The sequence below is a fragment of the Pseudomonas sp. JV414 genome, from assembly GCF_032424305.1.
Taxonomy (GTDB): Bacteria; Pseudomonadota; Gammaproteobacteria; order Pseudomonadales; family Pseudomonadaceae; genus Aquipseudomonas; species Aquipseudomonas lini.
The window spans coordinates 530,094-547,204 of sequence record NZ_VYKC01000009.1; the positions used below are offsets into that span (position 1 = coordinate 530,094).

A 17,111-nucleotide genomic window follows, 5' to 3' on the forward strand; every position below is an offset into this window, starting at 1 on the left:
AAAAATGGCTGACGTAAACGTGCCACAGCGGCTGGATCCGCAGGACATCGTGAAATTGCTGGTGGCGTTGCGCAAGGCGCTGAAAACGCAGCCTCTGTAGGAGCGAGGCTGCCCGCGAAGGCGTCCTCCCAGGCAGACCGAGTCGCCTGAAGAAGCCCGCGATCTGATCGTTCCCACGCTCTGCGTGGGAATGCAGCCCGGGACGCTCTGCGTTCCCTTCAGAGCCGAACGCAGAGCGTCCGTTGAGGCATTCCCACGCAGAGCGTGGGAACGATCACGCCGACGCTGTACTAGCCGTCGGCGTTGAAACCTTGAAGAGGTTCGAGATTGCGTTCAATCAGAACGCCGGCAGTACCGCGCCGCTGTATTTCTTCTCGATGAACGCCTTCACTTCCGGGCTGGTCAGGGCCTTGGCCAGTTTCTGGATAGCGACGCTATCCTTGTTGTCTGGACGAGCCACCAAGAAGTTCACGTAAGGCGAATCGGCACCTTCGATCACCAACGCATCTTTAGCCGGGTTCAAACCTGCTTCCAGTGCGTAGTTGGTGTTGATCATGTCCAGGTCGACCTGATCCAGAACACGCGGCAGCATGGCCGATTCCAGTTCCTTGAACTTGAAGTTGTGCGGGTTCTTGGCGATGTCTTTGGGGGTGGACACGGCATTTTTCGGGTCTTTCAACTCGATCAGGCCAGCCTTCTGCAGCAGAATCAGGGCACGACCGCTGTTGCTGCCTTCGTTCGGGATGGCGATGGTTGCGCCGTTTGGCAGGTCAGTCAGTTTTTTGTACTTCTTCGAGTAGCCACCGAATGGTTCAACGTGAACGCCGATCACGGTCACCAGGTTGGTGCCTTTGCCTTCGTTGAAGTTTTTCAGGTATGGCAGGGTCTGGAAGTAGTTGGCGTCCAGACGCTTCTGGTCGACCTGCACGTTAGGCTGAACGTAGTCGGTGAAGACTTTGATCTCCAGGTCCACGCCTTCTTTGGCGAGGGCAGGCTTGATCAGTTCAAGAATCTCGGCATGTGGAACCGGGGTCGCCGCAACCACCAGTTTCTCGCCAGCCTGGGCCAGGCCCGCAGTCAGGGCAGCCGCCAATGCGGTGAACAACAGAACCTTTTTCATGCAGTGTCCTTATCGAAATTCGCGGCCATCATCGACGACGGCTGATTAGTACGAGTGCCAGTGATGTGCTATCGCTGACGTGACGCGGACAATACCGGGATTTTTTATTCCCGAACAATATCTTTTATTCACTTTCATATTCCAATTTGTTTGCATCGCCCGCCCGATGTAGGAGCTGCCGAAGGCTGCGATCTTTTGATCTTGATCTTCGGTGAGTCCAACATTGCCAAGATCAAAAAATCGCAGGCTGCGCCAGCTCCTACAGAAGCCCGGCGTCTTTGAGCAATTTTTTCAAGGCGTCTTTCTCGGCAACGGAACCGTTGCCAAGAATCTGTTTGAGTTGTTGCTCGATCGTCACCAGCGAAACAGCCGCCTCGGGCAGATTCAAATGCTCCGGCAAAATCTCGTCGCCGGTACTCACCAACAGCGCAAAGTGAATGACGTTCTCCAGTTCCCGAGTGTTGCCCGGCCAACTGTGCTGCTCCAGCAGATGCTGCGCGGCTTCGCTGATCAATGGCACCGGCAGGTCAAGGCGTTGGCTGTAGATGCCGAGGAAGTATTCGGCCAGCGACAAAATATCGCCCACCCGCTCACGCAAGGCCGGCAGTTCGAGCTGACCTTCGCTGAGGTAGTGATAAAGCCGTTCATGGAATTTTCCGGCAGCCACGGCCTGAGCCAGATCGATGCTGGTGGCGGCCACCAGACGTACGTCCACCGGGCTTGGCTGCTGAGCGCCAACGCGAGTGACTTCGTGGTTTTCCAGGGCTGCGAGCAACTTGATCTGGATCGGCAGCGGCAGGTCGCCGATCTCATCCAGATAGAGCGTGCCGCCATTGGCCGAACCAAACCAACCGGCACGGCTGCTAGCCGAACCGCTGTAGCTGCCGGCTGCGTAGCCGAACAGTTCAGCGTCGGCATAGGTCGGGCTGATCGCCCCGCAATTGACTGACACGAACAACCCGCCGCGATCACTGGCACGATGGATGTGTCGCGCCAGCAGTTCTTTACCGCTGCCGGTTTCACCGCGGATCAATACCGAAATCGAACGTGGCGCCAGTTGTTCCAGCTCCTGGCGCAACTGCCGGGAACGCGGATCGACGAACACCAACGCCTTGGCGCGAATGCTCAGCGGGCTTTTTTCCGCATCGGGAAAGGTCAGCAGCGGCTGACCGAATGTTTCATGCAAGCTCATGGCAGACTCCCGCCCAAAACCGCCGGGGAGACGGGGGCGTTCAATAAAATAAAGGTTCAAGCTCGACGCAGGGCGTGCTGTTCCATGCGGTTTTGCAGACGATAGAGGTACGCAAAACCTTGCTCCCAGCGCTGGTGACCGGACTTCACATTGATGTGCCCGGCACCCGATAAAATCCCCGCCTCGGCGCCCCACTGACGCGCCAGTTCAAGCGCTCGTGGCGCGCTCACGGCGCTGTCGTTGTCGGAGCTGACGACCTGGCTCGGGAATGGCAGCAAATGGGTCGGGATCGGTGCGAAGTTGCGCAAGGCCGGCGCGCAAGCCGGGCGCTCGACATCCGCTGGCGCGACCAGCAACGCGCCGCGCACCTGACGCAAAAATGGCAGCGGTGCCGTGGCCGCCCAATGGGCGACGGTGATGCAGCCCAGGCTGTGGGCGATCAGAATCACGGGCGTACTGTCGGCGGCAATCGCCTCGGCCAGTGCCGCGACCCAGTCCTCACGGCGAGGCGTCAGCCAGTCTGCCTGCTCCACCCGCGCACTGTTGGGCAGGCTGTTCTGCCAATGGGTTTGCCAATGATCTTCTGGCGATCCTTGCCAGCCCGGCACAATCAGGTAGCGAATTGATTCGTTGCGCATGGGGGAGCTCTCCTGCTGCGTGTCTGTTCCTGATCGAGTATAGGGAGGGGAGTTATATTCGTTAAGGAATAAGAAGCTATTTGTTAAGATCAGTATCGAATATACAAATCACCTGTGGGAGCGAGCTTGCTCGCGATAGCGGTAGATTAGTCACCATCAATGTTGAATGTGACGACGCCATCGCGAGCAAGCTCGCTCCCACAGGGTTTGGTGTTTGCCCGGAATAAAAAAAGGGGCCGCACCCTGCCAAGGAGACGGCCCCGGAAATCAAAAATCTGTTAACGCGCCGCGGAGCCTGCCGCACTGATGCCCTCGTGCAAAATGTTTTAGCGCGAAAAGGTTTCGGTTCAATGAACCTTGAGAACGATGGGCACATCGTCCGAGCGCCGCCGGTGGCTGCTCGGCCACTTTGGGAACCGGTTTTTTGGCTTGGGGTGAATCATTAGGTCAAATGCTTATTTCCTAAAGGAATATTTAAATCTATAAATATATCAATATAGAATATAAAAAAACACACCAAAGCCACGTCCTACAAGGCTTGTAGCCAAACAGGCGAAAGGCTATGTTTTTTCAAGTATTGAAATTGTTCGTGAATGGCGTGAGATTTACGAGAGAACCGAGGCCGCACACAATCAAAAGCAACTAAAATTTTGGCGAAAGCTAGTTGAATTATGTTCATAACGACAGGCTGATGCATCTTTCAATTCATCAGCCTGTCGATAACTACCTCAAGGCTTACTGTTTGACGAATTCACCAGCCAATCCCACTACGTCCCCATCAAAGTTATTGCGCGAACCCACAGCCCGGAGTCGGGAATAGTTGTGGTCCGGCGAGAACAATGTCCAGGCCTGGTAGCCGGTGCCATCATTCAAAGCGGCCAAGGTGATGATGGTCGGTTGTCCGGTACTATTCTGGAAGTGGTAGTGCCCATAACTGACATCGTAATTCACACCGCCCTGGCTCAGTTTTCCACTGAAGGTGCCATTCGAATCATTACCATCGGTAATAACCAATTGGGCGCCAGAGTTGGAGTTCACATAAGTACCATTAATGCTCGACATGGTTCGAATTCCTTTATCGTTTAATAAGTATCTTCCGATGAGAGCAAGTTTCCTCCTGGAAACTCACGACACTGAGCATGGTTCGCCCCTTGGACTTTGTCCACGCAAAAAGATGTTATTTACCTACAAAAATGCAATAAGCACTATGCATACACTTCATAACTTATTCCAATCCAAGTACCCGTTATTTCTCTTGGCACTAAGTCAACAGTCATAACGATCGGTCGCATACCTCAAGTACCCATCATCAAGTCCGAACAGTGCGCAACTCATCCCCCACCACTCCATTCTTGCGAACAAACCGGTTCGCCCGCCCGAACGTCCCGAAATCATTGAACCGCACGCCCATCTCGCGCATCACTTTATGCGCCACCGGCACGGTCATCTGCCGGATGTAGAACGGCTCCTTCACCACAAAGTGATGGATCCCGTGGCTGCTGCCGAAGTTGAAGCAGAACGCCTGCAACGGCCACATCCACCAAGGGTTCAACACCTGGGTTTGCTGAATCACATTGCCCGGCTCCACGTCACCGTAGTAGTGCATGTTCGAGCTGACAAAGTGCAGGCAGAACGTGCGCAACACATTCGGACCGATGATCACCACGGCAGCGATGTCGATCACTTGCATCACCGCCAACATAGTCGCCGACCACTCGACAGGCGCACCCAACAAATGCGCAATGCCGTTGGCGGCGTGAAAACCGAGAAACACATACCATGCCCCCCAATGCACCAGCGCCAGCGGTGCGTAAACCTTCAGAAAACGCTTGATGATGCTGAACTTGTGCGCGCGGGTCTTGGCCCGCAGCATGCGGATGAACGCCGACATCACGTTGTCGCCGACCATCAACAGCCGCGCGATGCCCCAGGGCTCACCGTTGGTGATCGCTCGCTCTTCCATGTCGGCTTCGGTGCCGGACACCTTGTGATGGTTGAGGTGCAGATGACGGCGGATCCAAGGGTTGATGGTGCTCGGTCGCGCCAGCCATACCAGGCCCATCATCAGGTTGTGCGGAACGCGCTGTTTGCGGAAATACATGCTGTGGATCAGGTCATGCTCCAGCTCGTGGGTCAGCGAGGCGAAAAACGCGTTGAGCAACAGGCATACCCACCAGGCCATGTACCCGGTGATGTACAGCGCTGCCGAACCGATCATCCCGGACAACGCGAAGGCCAGAATGCCCGCACCCAAGGCATCCTGATGGTTGAGAATCGGGTAGCGCTGACGCAGTTCGACGCCCTTGGCCAATACCACCTGGCGAATATGCGCTGATCGCTGTGCTGCATTCAGTCGCTGGGGACTTGCAGAAATACCGTCCATGCTTCCATCCTCTGGTTATTGATGTTCGCATCCTGCCCTGTGATGATTTACAGAGCGGTAGCCGTGAACGCCAACCTGTTGACCGGACGCGCCAATCAACATGACTGAACCGACCTCCCTCGCCAGCTGGACCCGCGCCCTGCGCAAGCAGCTCGATGCGCTGGGGCTCGACAGCACCGCCCTGTGCCAACAGGCGGGGCTCGACCCGCAGTTGATGGACGACCCGAACGCCCGTTACCCGTTGTCCGCCACCACGCGCCTGTGGCACATCGCGGTACAGGTCAGCGGCGACCCGGCGATTGGCTTGCGGGTATCACGTTTCGTCAGCCCCACCACGTTTCATGCGCTGGGTTATGCGTTGGTGGCCAGCGGCAGCCTGCGGGAAGTCTTCGAGCGCATCGTGCGTTATCACCAAGTGGTCAGTAACGCGCTGGATCTGGAGTTGATCCGCGCTGAGGATCGCTACTACTTCCGCCTGAAAATCCCCCAAGGCAACCCCGCGCCAGCCTTCGAAGCCATCGATGCCTTCGCGGCGATTTACGTGCGCACTTGCCGCAATCGCCTGGGCCGTGACTACGCCCCGCTGGCGGTTTACCTGCGCCGTCCGGAACCTGCCGACCCGCATCAATGGCACAAAGTGTTCCGCTCGCCGGTGTATTTCAACGCCGATGAAGACCGACTGGAGTTCGCTCTGCTGGACTTCGACAGCCATCTGGACGACGCCAACCCGGAACTCGCCGAGCACAACGAAACCGTGCTCAAACGAACCCTGGCGCAACTCAAACTCCTGACCTGGGAGCGCAAGGTTCGCGACGCCATTGAAGAGCAATTGCCGGAAGGTGAACCGTCGGCCGAATGCATTGCCCATGCGCTGCACTTGAGTCTGCGCAGCCTGCAACGGCACCTGGCGGACGAAGGTTGTCGGTTCGATACGCTGCTCAACGAAAGTCGGGAGAACCTGGCGCTGCTGCATCTGCGCGACCCGCTGTGTTCGTTGGGTGAGATCAGTTATCTGCTGGGGTTCGCCGACACCAGTAGCTTCAGCCGCGCGTTCAAACGCTGGACCGGAATGACGCCGGGGCAATTTCGGGATGGGTTGCAATGACAGATCCGAGAGGTGTTTTGTATGTTCCGGCCTCTTCGCGGGCAAGCCCGCTCCCACAGGGTTTTCGGTTGTTCACAACATTTGTGATTCACACAGGTCCACTGTGGGAGCGGGCTTGCTCGCGAAGGCGGTAGTCCATACGCCGCAAACCTTCAGCGTCCCCGATCTCGCCGCAACAGCTTGCGCACCCGCTTCACCAGTTCACTGACGGCAAACGGCTTGAGCAGGTAATCATCCTCATGCAATTCCAGCCCGCGCAGGCGATCTTCGATGCCGTCCTTGGTGGTGAGGAGCAGCACCGGCGTGTCGCCAAGCTTGCGGATCTGCTGCAGCAACTGCCAGCCGTTGAGCCCCGGCAGCATCACGTCGAGGATGATCAGTTCGTATTCGCCGGACTCGATAAAGCGCCGGCCGTCCATGCCATTGAGCGCCACATCCACCACGTAACTCGCTTCGCCCAGGCCTTTGGCCAGGAGACTGGCGGTCTCGGGTTCGTCTTCCACTAGCAATACACGCATGGCACACCTCGATTATCGTCGTCACAGGCTAGGCGCGTTCGCGGATAAAGCCCACCAATACCGTGGCGATCTTTTTTCAAATCACCGCCAACGTCCGCAACCGCTCGGCATCCAGAATCTCGATCTCGCCATACCCAAGATTCAGAATCCCTTGCCCCTGCAAATCCTTGAGGAGCTGGTTGGTGGTCTGGCGCGACAGCGACAACATCGACGCCAGTTGCTCCTGAGGCAGTTGCAGAACACGGCGCGGCGGGTCAAATTCGCCATAGCCCTCGGCGATCATCAGCAAGCGATGCGCCAAGCGTGCCGGGGCGGGCATAAGGCTGAGCTGTTCGAGGTTGATGAAGGTCAGGCGCAGTTTGTGACTCATCAACAACGCCAGTTGCCGCCAGTAAACCGGTTGTTGGTCGAGCAACTTCAACAGCGTCGCCTGCGGGATGTGCAACAGGGTGCACTGGCCAATGGCGTAGGCATCGTGGGTTCGCGGCTGGCCATCGAACAGGCAGATTTCGCCGAACCAGTGCGGCGCTTCCACCAGGCTCAGCAGTGCTTCCTTGCCCTGCTCGCTCACAGCGCCGATGCGCACCGAACCTTCGAGCACTGCATACAGCCCGCACGGCGGATCACCGCGTTTGAATAGCAGTTGCCCCGACGGCAGGCGCCGAATTCGGGCCGCAGCCAGCAGACTATCCTGTAAGGGAACAGGTAAATGACTGAACCACTGCCCCGTTTCCAGGCGCGAACGCCAAACCTGCATGTCCATGAAAACTCCTGGAGATTGTCGCCTGGCTGACAGAGCGAGAGATGAAACCGGGGCATCATCCATCACCCTACAGGAGGAATAACAATGAAAAGCCTCGTTGACCATCTCAGTCAATACGCCGCCTACCACCGTGACCCGCGCAATATCGCCAGCCACTTTATCGGTATCCCGCTGATTGTAGTGGCGGTCGCGGTGTTGCTGTCACGGCCGCAATGGGGTGGAGGCTGGGTTTCGCCGGCGGTGCTGGTCGCAATGGCATCGGCGTGGTTTTACCTGCGCCTGGAGGTGCGTCTTGGGGTGTTGATGACCGTGTTGCTCGGTCTGTGCATCTGGGCGGGTCAGGTTCTTGCGCAGCACAGCACGCTGGTTTGGCTCGCAAGCGGTATCGGGATGTTTGTGGTGGGGTGGGCGATTCAGTTTGTCGGTCATCATTACGAGGGACGTAAACCGGCGTTTGTCGATGATGTGACGGGGTTGATTGTCGGGCCGTTGTTTGTGGTGGTTGAGTTGGCGTTTTTGCTCGGGATGCGGCACGAGCTGAAAGAGCAGATCGAGGCGCGGGTGGGGGGGGTGCGTTTGCGTCAGAAAAACGCAGCGGTGTAGGACGCCATCGCGGGCAAGCCCGCTCCCACAGTGATCTGTGTCGTTCACAAATCCCCTGTGGGAGCGGGCTTGCCCGCGATGCTTTTGCTTTAGATGTTGGCGACTTTCTGCCAGACCTTGGGCTTGAAGAACAACGTCTCACCCTTGGCCAATCCGACCAGGCTGTCGTGATCCTTCACCACTTCAGCTTCGATCAGCTCGCTCTGTCCTTCGACCTTCAACGTCACCCGCGTGGTGGCGCCCAGCGGACGGATATCGCGCACCTCAGCAGCGTGGTGGTCTTCCAGTTCATGGCGCGACAGCGACACTTCGTGTGGACGGAACAGCACGTGCCGGTCTTCGCCCAAATGCAGACGGTTCGAGTCGCCAAGGAAGTGATAGACGAAATCGCTGGCCGGATTTTCGTAGACGTCGCCCGGTGAGCCGATCTGCTCGATCACGCCCTTGTTCATCACCACGATACGGTCGGCGACTTCCATTGCCTCTTCCTGGTCGTGGGTCACGAACACCGAGGTCAGGTTGATGTCTTCGTGCAGACGCGCGAGCCAGCGACGCAGCTCTTTACGGACCTTGGCGTCGAGCGCGCCGAAGGGTTCGTCGAGCAGCAAAACTTTCGGCTCCACCGCCAAGGCACGGGCCAGCGCGATGCGCTGACGCTGGCCGCCGGAGAGTTGTTCCGGGTAGCGATCGGCCAACCAATCCAGCTGCACCATGTTCAGCAGTTCGTGGACTTTCACCGCGATCTGGCTTTCATTCGGACGCTGGTTTTTCGGTTTCATGCGAAGGCCGAAAGCAACGTTGTCAAACACCGTCATGTGCCGGAACAAGGCGTAGTGCTGGAACACGAAACCGACATTGCGATCCCGCACGTCGTGGCCGGAAACGTCTTCGCCATGGAACACAATGCTGCCCTGATCCGGGGTTTCCAGGCCGGCGATGATTCGCAGTAATGTGGTCTTGCCGCAGCCGGACGGCCCCAGCAGCGCCACCAGCTCGCCGCTTTGAATGTCCAGGCTGATGTTGTCCAGCGCCTTGAACGCGTGGAAGTTCTTGCTGACGTTACGCACTTCGATCGACATGACTTATTCCTCCGCGGCGCTGGCGCGCAGGCGGTTAATACGGTTTTCGCTCCACTGCTTGAGCAGCAGGATGAAGAGCGCCAGGATCAGCAACAGGCTCGCCACAGCGAACGCGGCCACGTGGTTGTATTCGTTGTAGAGGATCTCGACGTGCAACGGCAGGGTGTTGGTCACCCCGCGAATGTGCCCGGAAACCACCGACACCGCACCGAACTCACCCATGGCCCGGGCCGTACACAGCACCACGCCATAGATCAGGCCCCATTTGATATTGGGAACGGTGACGTGCCAGAACATCTGCCAGCCATTGGCACCGAGCAGGCGCGCGGCCTCCTCTTCCTGGGTGCCTTGTTCCTGCATCAGCGGGATCAGCTCACGCGCCACGAACGGCACGGTGACGAAAATCGTCGCCAGCACGATGCCCGGCAAGGCGAAGACGATCTGGATGTCGTGATCCTGCAACCACGGCCCGAACAGGCCTTGGGCGCCGAACATCAACACGTAGACCAGACCCGCAATCACCGGCGACACCGAGAACGGCAGGTCGATCAGGGTCACCAGCATGCTCTTGCCACGGAACGAGTATTTACTCACGCACCACGCCGCGCTGACACCGAATACGAGGTTCAGCGGCACCGAAATCAGCACGGCGATCACGGTGAGTTTCAACGCCGACAAGGCGTCTGGCTCGAAGATCGCGGTGAAGAACGCCCCCAGGCCCAGCTTCAGGCCCTGGGACACCACGATGAACAACGGCAATAACAAAAACAGCGCGAAGATCAGCCAGCCGAGGCCGATCAAGACTCGCCGCGACGTGGCACTGCCACGGCGGGCGGCGTTCGAGGAGGCAGCTGCAATAGACGATTGGGACATTTTTTGCGCCTCCTTATGGGGTTTCGATGCGCCGCTGCAGCAAGTTGATCAGCAGCAACAGGACAAAGGAAACCACCAGCATCAGTACACCAATGGAGGTGGCGCCGGTGTAATCGTACTGGTCGAGTTTGACCATGATCAGCAGCGGCAGAATTTCTGTTTTCATCGGCATGTTGCCGGCGATGAAGATCACCGAACCGTACTCGCCGACCCCGCGGGCAAAGGCCAAAGCGAAACCGGTCAGCCAAGCTGGCAACAACGCCGGCACCAGAATATGGCGGAAAACCTGTAACGGCTTGGCACCGAGGCACGCCGCCGCCTCCTCCACTTCACGGGGAATATCGGCCAGTACAGGCTGTACGGTACGTACTACGAATGGAAGCGTCACAAAAGTGAGCGCCAGCGTGATGCCCAGGGGGGTATACGCGATCTTGAACCCCAGGTCCGCCGCGAACTGACCCACCAGCCCGGTGGGGGTGTACAGCGCTGTCAGCGCGATACCGGCCACCGCCGTGGGCAATGCGAACGGCAAGTCGATCATCGCGTCGATGACTTTGCGTCCCGGGAAGGTATAGCGCACCAGCACCCAGGCCAGCAGCGTGCCAATGATGCCGTTGATGATCGCGGCATACAGCGCGGTGCCGAAGCTCAGCTTCAACGCCGCCAGCACTCGAGGCGCCGAGATGATTGCCCAGAACTGATCCCAGGTCAGTTGAGCGGCATGCACGAACATTGCCGCCAGTGGAATGAGCACAATCAGGCTGAGGTACACCAAGGTGTAGCCCAGCGTCAGCCCGAAGCCGGGTATGACGGGGGAGATACGACGCGACATAAAAGTCCTTGGTTGAGAACGCGCAAAGCCTCGAATCGGAATTCGAGGCTCGTTTATGGCTTATTTCAGGTTATTGCGCCTGATAAATCTGGTCGAACACGCCGCCGTCATTGAAGAATTTCGGTTGCGCGGCTTTCCAGCCACCGAAGTCCTTGTCGATGGTCACCAGTTCCAGTGTCGGGAACTGTTTGGCGTACTTGGCGGCCACGTCCTTGTCCCGTGGACGATAGAAGTTTTTCGCCGCGATTTCCTGGCCGGCCGGGCTGTACAGGTGCTTGAGGTACGCTTCAGCAATGTCGGTGTTGCCCTTTTTCTCGGCGTTCTTGTCGACCACGGCCACCGGTGGTTCGGCCAGGATCGACAGCGAAGGCACGACGATGTCGAACTTGTCGGCGCCGCCGTCTTCTTTCAACGCCAGGAACGCTTCGTTTTCCCAGGCCAGCAACACGTCGCCCTGACCGTTGTTGACGAAGGTGATGGTCGAACCGCGAGCACCGGTGTCCAGCACTGGCACGTGTTTAAACAGCGTCTGCACGTACTCTTTGGCCTTGGCTTCGTTACCGCCGTTGGCTTTCAGGCCATAGGCCCAGGCCGCGAGGAAGTTCCAGCGTGCGCCGCCGGAGGTTTTCGGGTTCGGGGTGATGACTTCCACGCCGTTTTTGGTCAGATCGCCCCAGTCCTTGATGCCTTTCGGGTTGCCCTTGCGCACCAGGAACACGATGGTCGAGGTGTAAGGCGTACTCGCTTCCGGCAGACGCTTCTGCCAGTCGACCGGCAGGCTCTTGCCGAGCTTGGCAACTTCGTCGATGTCACCGGCCAGGGCCAGAGTCACCACGTCGGCCCGCAGACCGTCGATCACCGCCCGGCCCTGCTTGCCCGAACCACCGTGGGACTGCTGGATTTTCACGTTGTCGCCAGCGTGGTCCTTTTTCCAGAAGTTGATGAACTCGGCGTTGTACTCCTGGTACAGCTCACGGGTCGGGTCATACGACACGTTGAGCAATTCGTAATCCTTGGCAACCGCGGAACCAGCAAAAAGGGCACTGGCCAGGGCGGCCAAAGCAAAATGACGAATCGACGACATGGTGAAAGCTCCTGGAATTCTTGATGTATTGGCTTTTTCTTATGGTCTGGAACGGGTTGCCTGTTCTTTTGATCTTTCGCTTCAGCTCGGCTTGTTGCCCGGCTGCTGCAAACGGAATTTCTCTTTGCGTTCGATCTGAACCACCTGGGCGTTGTGCACAGTGATTTCCACCGCGCCAAAGCGCAGATCGCGCAAAGCGCTCTGGATCTCACGCAAAATGGTGGCTTCGTCCTGCCCGTCAACACTACGTAGGGATGCGCTCATGGTGCTGCTCCTTTAATGAGATATGCCTGGCAGTGGCGGGCACTGCTTACGGCGTAGGGCAATAGTAGATAGGCGCGGATATTCTTAAAAAGACTATTTAAGAATGTTTATATAACCAAAATAGATTGCTTGATGAGACAAGGGTTTGCGGGGAGTTAATGGCCGGAAGATCAAAAGATCACAGCCTTCGGGGGGCTGAGTACGCATCGGATATCCGGTCGCGCCTAAACCTGTATCACCCAGGCATAACCGTTGATCCGCTGCCAGCGCAGCAGGTCGGTGGAACTATCGAAGAACCTGTTCAATAAATAACCACTAAACTGGAGCCAGGCTACGGAAAGCACCAGATAGAGCAGCGCTGCACGCAAAGCATCGCGATAGGTGGCTGACATTAGAGCGTCCATGTCCCTACAAAAAGGCTGGAGTTGTAGATTAAAGACACATCCAGCCACTCTTATCTGAAAGGGCGACTGGTTTTATCTGTGAGCTAAGTGATAATGCGATGGCTGTTTTTTTCTTTATCGAGGGTCCTATAGGCTATGTGGTACGAAGGTTTTCTTGGCTTATCGCCCTGGTCACTGGTGGCAGTCACCCTACTGATGACCCACGTGACTATCGTCGGCGTCACGGTTTATCTGCATCGCTATTCAGCCCATCGCTCGCTCGAGCTCAATGCTGGCCTGAAACATTTTTTCCGCTTCTGGCTGTGGTTGACCACGGCGCAGAACACCCGCGAGTGGACAGCTATCCACCGCAAGCATCACGCCAAATGCGAAACCGTCGATGACCCGCACAGCCCGGTCATCAAGGGGTTGTCCACCGTTCTGCGCAAAGGCGCCGAGCTGTACCGCGCCGAAGCGGAAAACCCCGAGACCCTGCGCATCTACGGCAAAAACTGTCCCGAAGACTGGATCGAACGCAACCTCTACAGCCGCTTCCCGCTGCTGGGCGTGGCAATCATGGGCGTCATCGACCTGCTGCTGTTCGGCACCATCGGCATCACCATCTGGGCCATCCAGATGATGTGGATCCCGGTGTGGGCCGCCGGCGTGGTCAATGGCCTGGGCCATGCCATCGGCTACCGCAACTTCGAATGCCGCGATGCGGCAACCAATCTGGTGCCCTGGGGCATCCTGATCGGCGGCGAAGAACTGCATAACAACCATCACACCTACCCTAACTCCGCCAAACTGTCGGTGAAGAAGTGGGAATTCGACCTCGGCTGGGCCTGGATCCAGGTCTTCAGCTTCCTGCGTCTGGCCAAGGTCCAGCGGGTCGCGCCGATCGCCCACCGTGTCGAAGGCAAAGGCAGCCTGGACATGGACACCGCCATGGCGATCCTCAACAACCGCTTCCAGATCATGGCCCAGTACCGCAAGCTGGTGATCGCGCCGCTGGTCAAGCAAGAGCTGGAAAAGGTCGATCACTCGGTCCGCCACCAGTTCTACCGGGCCAAGCGTTTGCTCTCGCGGGAAACCAGCCTGCTGGACGAAAAACACCATATGCGCATCCAGACCATGCTCGAGCATAGCCAGGCGCTGAAGGTAATTTACGAGAAGCGCCTGGCCTTGCAACAGATCTGGGTCAAGACCAGCTCAAATGGTCACGACATGCTGGCTGCCATCAAGGATTGGGTACACGAGGCCGAGGCCAGCGGGATTCAATCCCTGCGTGACTTCGCCGACCAGTTGAAAACCTACTCCCTGCGCCCTGCCAACGCCTGATCCTCTGATAACAGCTTGCCCCTGAGGAGGGGCTTGCCTGTGGCGAGGGAGCTTGCTCCCGCTCGGCTGCGCAGCAGACGCAAACTCTGACGACGCGTTTCACCCGTAAAAACGCGTCGTCAATTCAAGCAGCCATACCGCCCAGCGGGCCCCTTCCCCCCAAGCGGGAACTTCGCTCCAAATCCCCTATCTCAAAGACACTTCGCCATCCAGGCGGGCTTTGTTCTTGGCCGCTGTCGACATAGCGGCACGCCCTTTGAGATTTGTGCCGATGGTTAATAAAAGCCTACAAGACACATCCCTTCCACAGTGGCCCGAGGCCGCGCAAACCCTGATGGCGCTGATGCATGCCCAGGGTGAAGTGGCACGCCTGAGCGAACGCGAACAGCTGTTCAGCTCGCTGCTGGTCAGCGTCAACGCCGTGCTTTGGGCATTCAACTGGGAAACCCGTCAGGTGCTCTACGTCAGCCCGGCCTATGACCGGATTTTCGGCCGCCCCGCCGGCCTGTTGCTGTCGGACTACAACCACTGGCGCGACAGCGTCTATCCCGACGATCTGGATTACGCCGAGCGTAGCCTCGCGCAAGTGCTGATCAAAGGCGCCGTTGAAGACCGCGAGTACCGCATCATCGCCGCCGATGGCCAGGTGCGCTGGCTCAGCGACAAGTGCTTCATCAACCGTCAGGCCGAGCCAGGCCAACCGGTGATCATCGTCGGCATTGCCGAAGACATCACCGAAAAAAAGCAGATGGAAGCCGAGCTGCAACATCTGGCCAGCACCGACGCATTGACCCAAAGCAGCAACCGCCGGCACTTCTTCGAGTGCGCTAATCGTGAATTCGAGCAGGCGCGGCTGAACGGTGCGCCGATGGCGTTCCTGCTGCTGGACATCGATGACTTCAAAGTGGTCAATGACACCTACGGCCATCAGGAAGGCGATAAGGTGCTGCAACGCATCGCCGAGAGTGGTCGCGCGGCCCTGCGGCGTGGTGATCTGTTCGGACGGATCGGCGGTGAGGAATTCGCAGCGGTGTTTCCCGGCTGTGCACCGGACATGGCCATGCAAGTGGCCGAGCGCCTGCAACGGGAAATTCAGCGGTTAAGCTTCAGCCATGACGACCAGACCTTCGGCATCACCGTCAGCCAGGGCCTGAGCAGTCTCACACACGAGGATGAAAGCATCGACACCCTGTTCGCCCGCGCCGATGCGGCGATGTACCAAGCCAAGCGCCAGGGCAAGAACCGCATCATTTCTGGCTGAGCTCGAATAGAAACTCAACGCAAAACTTGTGGGAGCGGGCTTGCCCGCGATGGCGGACTATCAGCCTACATCAATGCTGAATGTCAGACCCTCATCGCGGGCAAGCCCGCTCCCACAAGGTTTTGCATAAAGCTTATTTTTTGCGCAAACGCATCCATTCCGGCAATCCGATCTTGAGCAATAAAAAAACCCGCCGAAGCGGGTTTTTTGTCGATCAGATCACAAATGGATCAGAGCTCGGCGAAGCACTCTTCGATGATCGCCAGGCCTTTGTCCAGTTGCTCGTCCGGCGAGGTCAGCGGTACCAGTACGCGCAGAACGTTGCCGTAGGTGCCACACGACAGCAGGATCAGGCCCTTGTCGCGCGCCTTGGCCACAACCGATGCCACAGCAGCAGCGTTCGGCTTGTGGCTGTCGCCGTCGACGAACAGCTCGACCGCGATCATCGCGCCCAGGGCACGCACTTCACCGATGACCGGGTACTTGGCCTGGATGGCTTTCAGGCCAGTCACCAGACGCTCGCCGACCGCTTTGCAGCGATCCAGCAGGTGCTCTTCTTCGAACACTTCCATCACGGCCAGGGCCGCGGCGCAAGCGATCGGGCTACCGGCGTAAGTACCGCCCAAGCCGCCTGGAGCGATAGCGTCCATGTATTCGGCCTTGCCGCACACACCGGCCAACGGGAAACCGCCGGCGATGGATTTGGCGAAGGTGGTCAGGTCGGCGGCAACGCCCATCTGTTCCATGGCAAAGAAAGTGCCGGTACGGCCAGCGCCAGTCTGCACTTCGTCAGCGATCAACAGAATGCCGTGCTGGTCGCACAGGGCGCGCAGACGCTTCATGAACTCTTTAGGCGCGACGTAGAAACCACCTTCGCCCTGAACCGGCTCGATGATTATGGCCGCGATGTCACGCGGCTCGGCGTCGTTCTTGAAGATGCGCTCGATGCTGGCGATCGAGTCGTCGATGCTCACACCGTGCAGCTCGTTCGGGTACAGCGCGCGGAAGATGCCGCCTGGCATCAGGCCCATGCCGGCCGAGTAAGGCACGACTTTACCGGTCAGGCCCAGAGTCATCATGGTGCGACCGTGGTAAGCGCCGGTGAACGCGATCACGCCGGCACGGCCAGTAGCGGCGCGGGCGATCTTGATGGAGTTTTCCACGGCTTCGGAGCCGGTGGTTACCAGCAGGGTTTTCTTGGCGAAATCACCTGGCACCTTGGCGTTGATTTTTTCGCACACTTCCACGTACGGTTCGTAAGCCAGGACCTGGAAGCAGGTGTGGGTCAGCTTGTTCAGCTGTTCGGTGACGGCGGCGATGATTTTCGGGTGCACGTGACCGGTGTTCAGCACAGCGATACCGCCGGCGAAGTCGATGAACTCGCGACCTTCAACGTCGGTCACGGTGGCGTTCTTCGCGGACTCGGCGAAGATCGGGTGAATCTGGCCAACACCGCGCGGTACAGCGGCTTCGCGGCGTTTCATCAGGGATGCGTTAGTCTTGCTCATAGTGTCCTCATTCACCGCTCATCGGGCGGTGTGGTTCAAGGAAAATGCGGCGGGGAGGCAACTACGGCAGCATGCGATGATCGACTGCCACAGCGTTCCCGGCCACAGAGAAAATTCCGTTTGAAGCGTCGCAAAGGGACAGCGCTCTCGTGCCCTTTGCGCTT

General features: G+C 58.2%; 18 protein-coding genes. 4 read left to right on the top strand and 14 right to left on the bottom strand.

All coding sequences use genetic code 11. The features are described 5' to 3' along the window. Positions 1-337: 337 nt before the first annotated feature. The 5 genes from F6R97_RS13345 to F6R97_RS13365 all read right to left on the bottom strand — a co-directional run bounded on the left by F6R97_RS13345 (position 338) and on the right by F6R97_RS13365 (position 5,333). Positions 338-1,120: a MetQ/NlpA family ABC transporter substrate-binding protein gene (locus F6R97_RS13345; RefSeq protein WP_048396001.1), complete on the bottom strand. Its 783-nt coding sequence runs from the start codon at positions 1,118-1,120 to the stop codon at positions 338-340. Positions 1,121-1,379: 259 nt separating this feature from the next. Continuing rightward, positions 1,380-2,312, bottom strand: a complete 933-nt coding sequence (locus F6R97_RS13350) for a sigma 54-interacting transcriptional regulator (RefSeq protein ID WP_038978462.1) — start codon at positions 2,310-2,312, stop codon at positions 1,380-1,382. Positions 2,313-2,368: 56 nt separating this feature from the next. Next, positions 2,369-2,950 carry an alpha/beta hydrolase gene (locus F6R97_RS13355; RefSeq protein ID WP_030131588.1) on the bottom strand — a complete coding sequence of 194 codons (582 nt, stop codon included), beginning with the start codon at positions 2,948-2,950 and terminating at the stop codon, positions 2,369-2,371. A gap of 735 nt (positions 2,951-3,685) precedes the next feature. Beyond that, positions 3,686-4,012: a hypothetical protein gene (locus F6R97_RS13360; protein WP_038978461.1), complete on the bottom strand. Its 327-nt coding sequence runs from the start codon at positions 4,010-4,012 to the stop codon at positions 3,686-3,688. 247 nt (positions 4,013-4,259) lie between these two features. Continuing rightward, positions 4,260-5,333: a fatty acid desaturase gene (locus F6R97_RS13365; protein WP_038978460.1), complete on the bottom strand. Its 1,074-nt coding sequence runs from the start codon at positions 5,331-5,333 to the stop codon at positions 4,260-4,262. 100 nt (positions 5,334-5,433) lie between these two features. On the opposite strand from F6R97_RS13365, the gene F6R97_RS13370 reads away from it, so the two are divergent. After that, positions 5,434-6,438, top strand: coding sequence for an AraC family transcriptional regulator (locus F6R97_RS13370; RefSeq protein ID WP_038978459.1), 1,005 nt, complete (start codon positions 5,434-5,436; stop codon positions 6,436-6,438). A 152-nt stretch (positions 6,439-6,590) separates the two neighbouring features. On the opposite strand, the gene F6R97_RS13375 is transcribed toward F6R97_RS13370, so the two are convergent. Together F6R97_RS13375 and F6R97_RS13380 are read right to left on the bottom strand one after the other, a co-directional pair. After that, positions 6,591-6,956, bottom strand: a complete 366-nt coding sequence (locus F6R97_RS13375) for a response regulator (protein WP_315866660.1) — start codon at positions 6,954-6,956, stop codon at positions 6,591-6,593. A gap of 76 nt (positions 6,957-7,032) precedes the next feature. After that, a complete protein-coding gene (locus tag F6R97_RS13380; RefSeq protein ID WP_315866661.1) occupies positions 7,033-7,719 on the bottom strand; it encodes a Crp/Fnr family transcriptional regulator in 687 nt (228 codons plus the stop codon). 84 nt (positions 7,720-7,803) lie between these two features. Here F6R97_RS13380 and F6R97_RS13385 point away from each other — a divergent pair, with 84 nt between their 5' ends. Next, positions 7,804-8,322: a DUF962 domain-containing protein gene (locus F6R97_RS13385; RefSeq protein ID WP_048395998.1), complete on the top strand. Its 519-nt coding sequence runs from the start codon at positions 7,804-7,806 to the stop codon at positions 8,320-8,322. A gap of 89 nt (positions 8,323-8,411) precedes the next feature. On the opposite strand, the gene F6R97_RS13390 is transcribed toward F6R97_RS13385, so the two are convergent. The 6 genes from F6R97_RS13390 to F6R97_RS13415 form a co-directional block, all read right to left on the bottom strand. Then, positions 8,412-9,401 carry a sulfate/molybdate ABC transporter ATP-binding protein gene (locus tag F6R97_RS13390; protein ID WP_038978455.1) on the bottom strand — a complete coding sequence of 330 codons (990 nt, stop codon included), beginning with the start codon at positions 9,399-9,401 and terminating at the stop codon, positions 8,412-8,414. Positions 9,402-9,404: 3 nt separating this feature from the next. Beyond that, on the bottom strand, positions 9,405-10,274 hold the full coding sequence (gene cysW, locus F6R97_RS13395; protein ID WP_008068643.1) for a sulfate ABC transporter permease subunit CysW: 870 nt from the start codon (positions 10,272-10,274) through the stop codon (positions 9,405-9,407). Between the two features lie 13 nt (positions 10,275-10,287). Continuing rightward, the gene (gene cysT, locus F6R97_RS13400) at positions 10,288-11,106 is read right to left on the bottom strand and encodes a sulfate ABC transporter permease subunit CysT (protein WP_033058556.1); all 819 of its coding nucleotides are present in this window, start codon (positions 11,104-11,106) and stop codon (positions 10,288-10,290) included. Between the two features lie 70 nt (positions 11,107-11,176). After that, entirely contained in the window at positions 11,177-12,190 is a 1,014-nt protein-coding gene (locus F6R97_RS13405) for a sulfate ABC transporter substrate-binding protein (RefSeq protein WP_315866662.1), read from the bottom strand. A gap of 81 nt (positions 12,191-12,271) precedes the next feature. Continuing rightward, the gene (gene oscA / locus F6R97_RS13410) at positions 12,272-12,454 is read right to left on the bottom strand and encodes a sulfur starvation response protein OscA (RefSeq protein WP_022643503.1); all 183 of its coding nucleotides are present in this window, start codon (positions 12,452-12,454) and stop codon (positions 12,272-12,274) included. Between the two features lie 224 nt (positions 12,455-12,678). Further along, positions 12,679-12,846, bottom strand: a complete 168-nt coding sequence (locus F6R97_RS13415; protein ID WP_156320516.1) for a hypothetical protein — start codon at positions 12,844-12,846, stop codon at positions 12,679-12,681. Between the two features lie 147 nt (positions 12,847-12,993). Here F6R97_RS13415 and desA point away from each other — a divergent pair, with 147 nt between their 5' ends. Together desA and F6R97_RS13425 are read left to right on the top strand one after the other, a co-directional pair. After that, positions 12,994-14,178 carry a delta-9 fatty acid desaturase DesA gene (desA, locus tag F6R97_RS13420; protein WP_048395994.1) on the top strand — a complete coding sequence of 395 codons (1,185 nt, stop codon included), beginning with the start codon at positions 12,994-12,996 and terminating at the stop codon, positions 14,176-14,178. A 271-nt stretch (positions 14,179-14,449) separates the two neighbouring features. Beyond that, positions 14,450-15,439, top strand: a complete 990-nt coding sequence (locus F6R97_RS13425; protein ID WP_038978452.1) for a GGDEF domain-containing protein — start codon at positions 14,450-14,452, stop codon at positions 15,437-15,439. Positions 15,440-15,669: 230 nt separating this feature from the next. Here F6R97_RS13425 and gabT read toward each other — a convergent pair whose 3' ends face one another. Beyond that, a complete protein-coding gene (gene gabT / locus F6R97_RS13430; RefSeq protein ID WP_008068635.1) occupies positions 15,670-16,947 on the bottom strand; it encodes a 4-aminobutyrate--2-oxoglutarate transaminase in 1,278 nt (425 codons plus the stop codon). Positions 16,948-17,111: the final 164 nt, after the last annotated feature.

Bases quoted from the DNA above. Each gene is read 5' to 3' on its own strand.
- F6R97_RS13370 (WP_038978459.1), top strand. From the start codon at position 5,434: ATGACTGAACCGACCTCCCTCGCCAGCTGGACCCGCGCCCTGCGCAAG.
- F6R97_RS13425 (WP_038978452.1), top strand. From the start codon at position 14,450: ATGGTTAATAAAAGCCTACAAGACACATCCCTTCCACAGTGGCCCGAG.
- desA (WP_048395994.1), top strand. From the start codon at position 12,994: ATGTGGTACGAAGGTTTTCTTGGCTTATCGCCCTGGTCACTGGTGGCA.
- gabT (WP_008068635.1), bottom strand. From the start codon at position 16,947: ATGAGCAAGACTAACGCATCCCTGATGAAACGCCGCGAAGCCGCTGTA.
- cysW (WP_008068643.1), bottom strand. From the start codon at position 10,274: ATGTCCCAATCGTCTATTGCAGCTGCCTCCTCGAACGCCGCCCGCCGT.
- F6R97_RS13385 (WP_048395998.1), top strand. From the start codon at position 7,804: ATGAAAAGCCTCGTTGACCATCTCAGTCAATACGCCGCCTACCACCGT.
- F6R97_RS13350 (WP_038978462.1), bottom strand. From the start codon at position 2,312: ATGAGCTTGCATGAAACATTCGGTCAGCCGCTGCTGACCTTTCCCGAT.
- oscA (WP_022643503.1), bottom strand. From the start codon at position 12,454: ATGAGCGCATCCCTACGTAGTGTTGACGGGCAGGACGAAGCCACCATT.
- F6R97_RS13375 (WP_315866660.1), bottom strand. From the start codon at position 6,956: ATGCGTGTATTGCTAGTGGAAGACGAACCCGAGACCGCCAGTCTCCTG.
- F6R97_RS13365 (WP_038978460.1), bottom strand. From the start codon at position 5,333: ATGGACGGTATTTCTGCAAGTCCCCAGCGACTGAATGCAGCACAGCGA.
- cysT (WP_033058556.1), bottom strand. From the start codon at position 11,106: ATGTCGCGTCGTATCTCCCCCGTCATACCCGGCTTCGGGCTGACGCTG.
- F6R97_RS13380 (WP_315866661.1), bottom strand. From the start codon at position 7,719: ATGGACATGCAGGTTTGGCGTTCGCGCCTGGAAACGGGGCAGTGGTTC.
- F6R97_RS13415 (WP_156320516.1), bottom strand. From the start codon at position 12,846: ATGTCAGCCACCTATCGCGATGCTTTGCGTGCAGCGCTGCTCTATCTG.
- F6R97_RS13390 (WP_038978455.1), bottom strand. From the start codon at position 9,401: ATGTCGATCGAAGTGCGTAACGTCAGCAAGAACTTCCACGCGTTCAAG.
- F6R97_RS13360 (WP_038978461.1), bottom strand. From the start codon at position 4,012: ATGTCGAGCATTAATGGTACTTATGTGAACTCCAACTCTGGCGCCCAA.
- F6R97_RS13405 (WP_315866662.1), bottom strand. From the start codon at position 12,190: ATGTCGTCGATTCGTCATTTTGCTTTGGCCGCCCTGGCCAGTGCCCTT.
- F6R97_RS13345 (WP_048396001.1), bottom strand. From the start codon at position 1,120: ATGAAAAAGGTTCTGTTGTTCACCGCATTGGCGGCTGCCCTGACTGCG.
- F6R97_RS13355 (WP_030131588.1), bottom strand. From the start codon at position 2,950: ATGCGCAACGAATCAATTCGCTACCTGATTGTGCCGGGCTGGCAAGGA.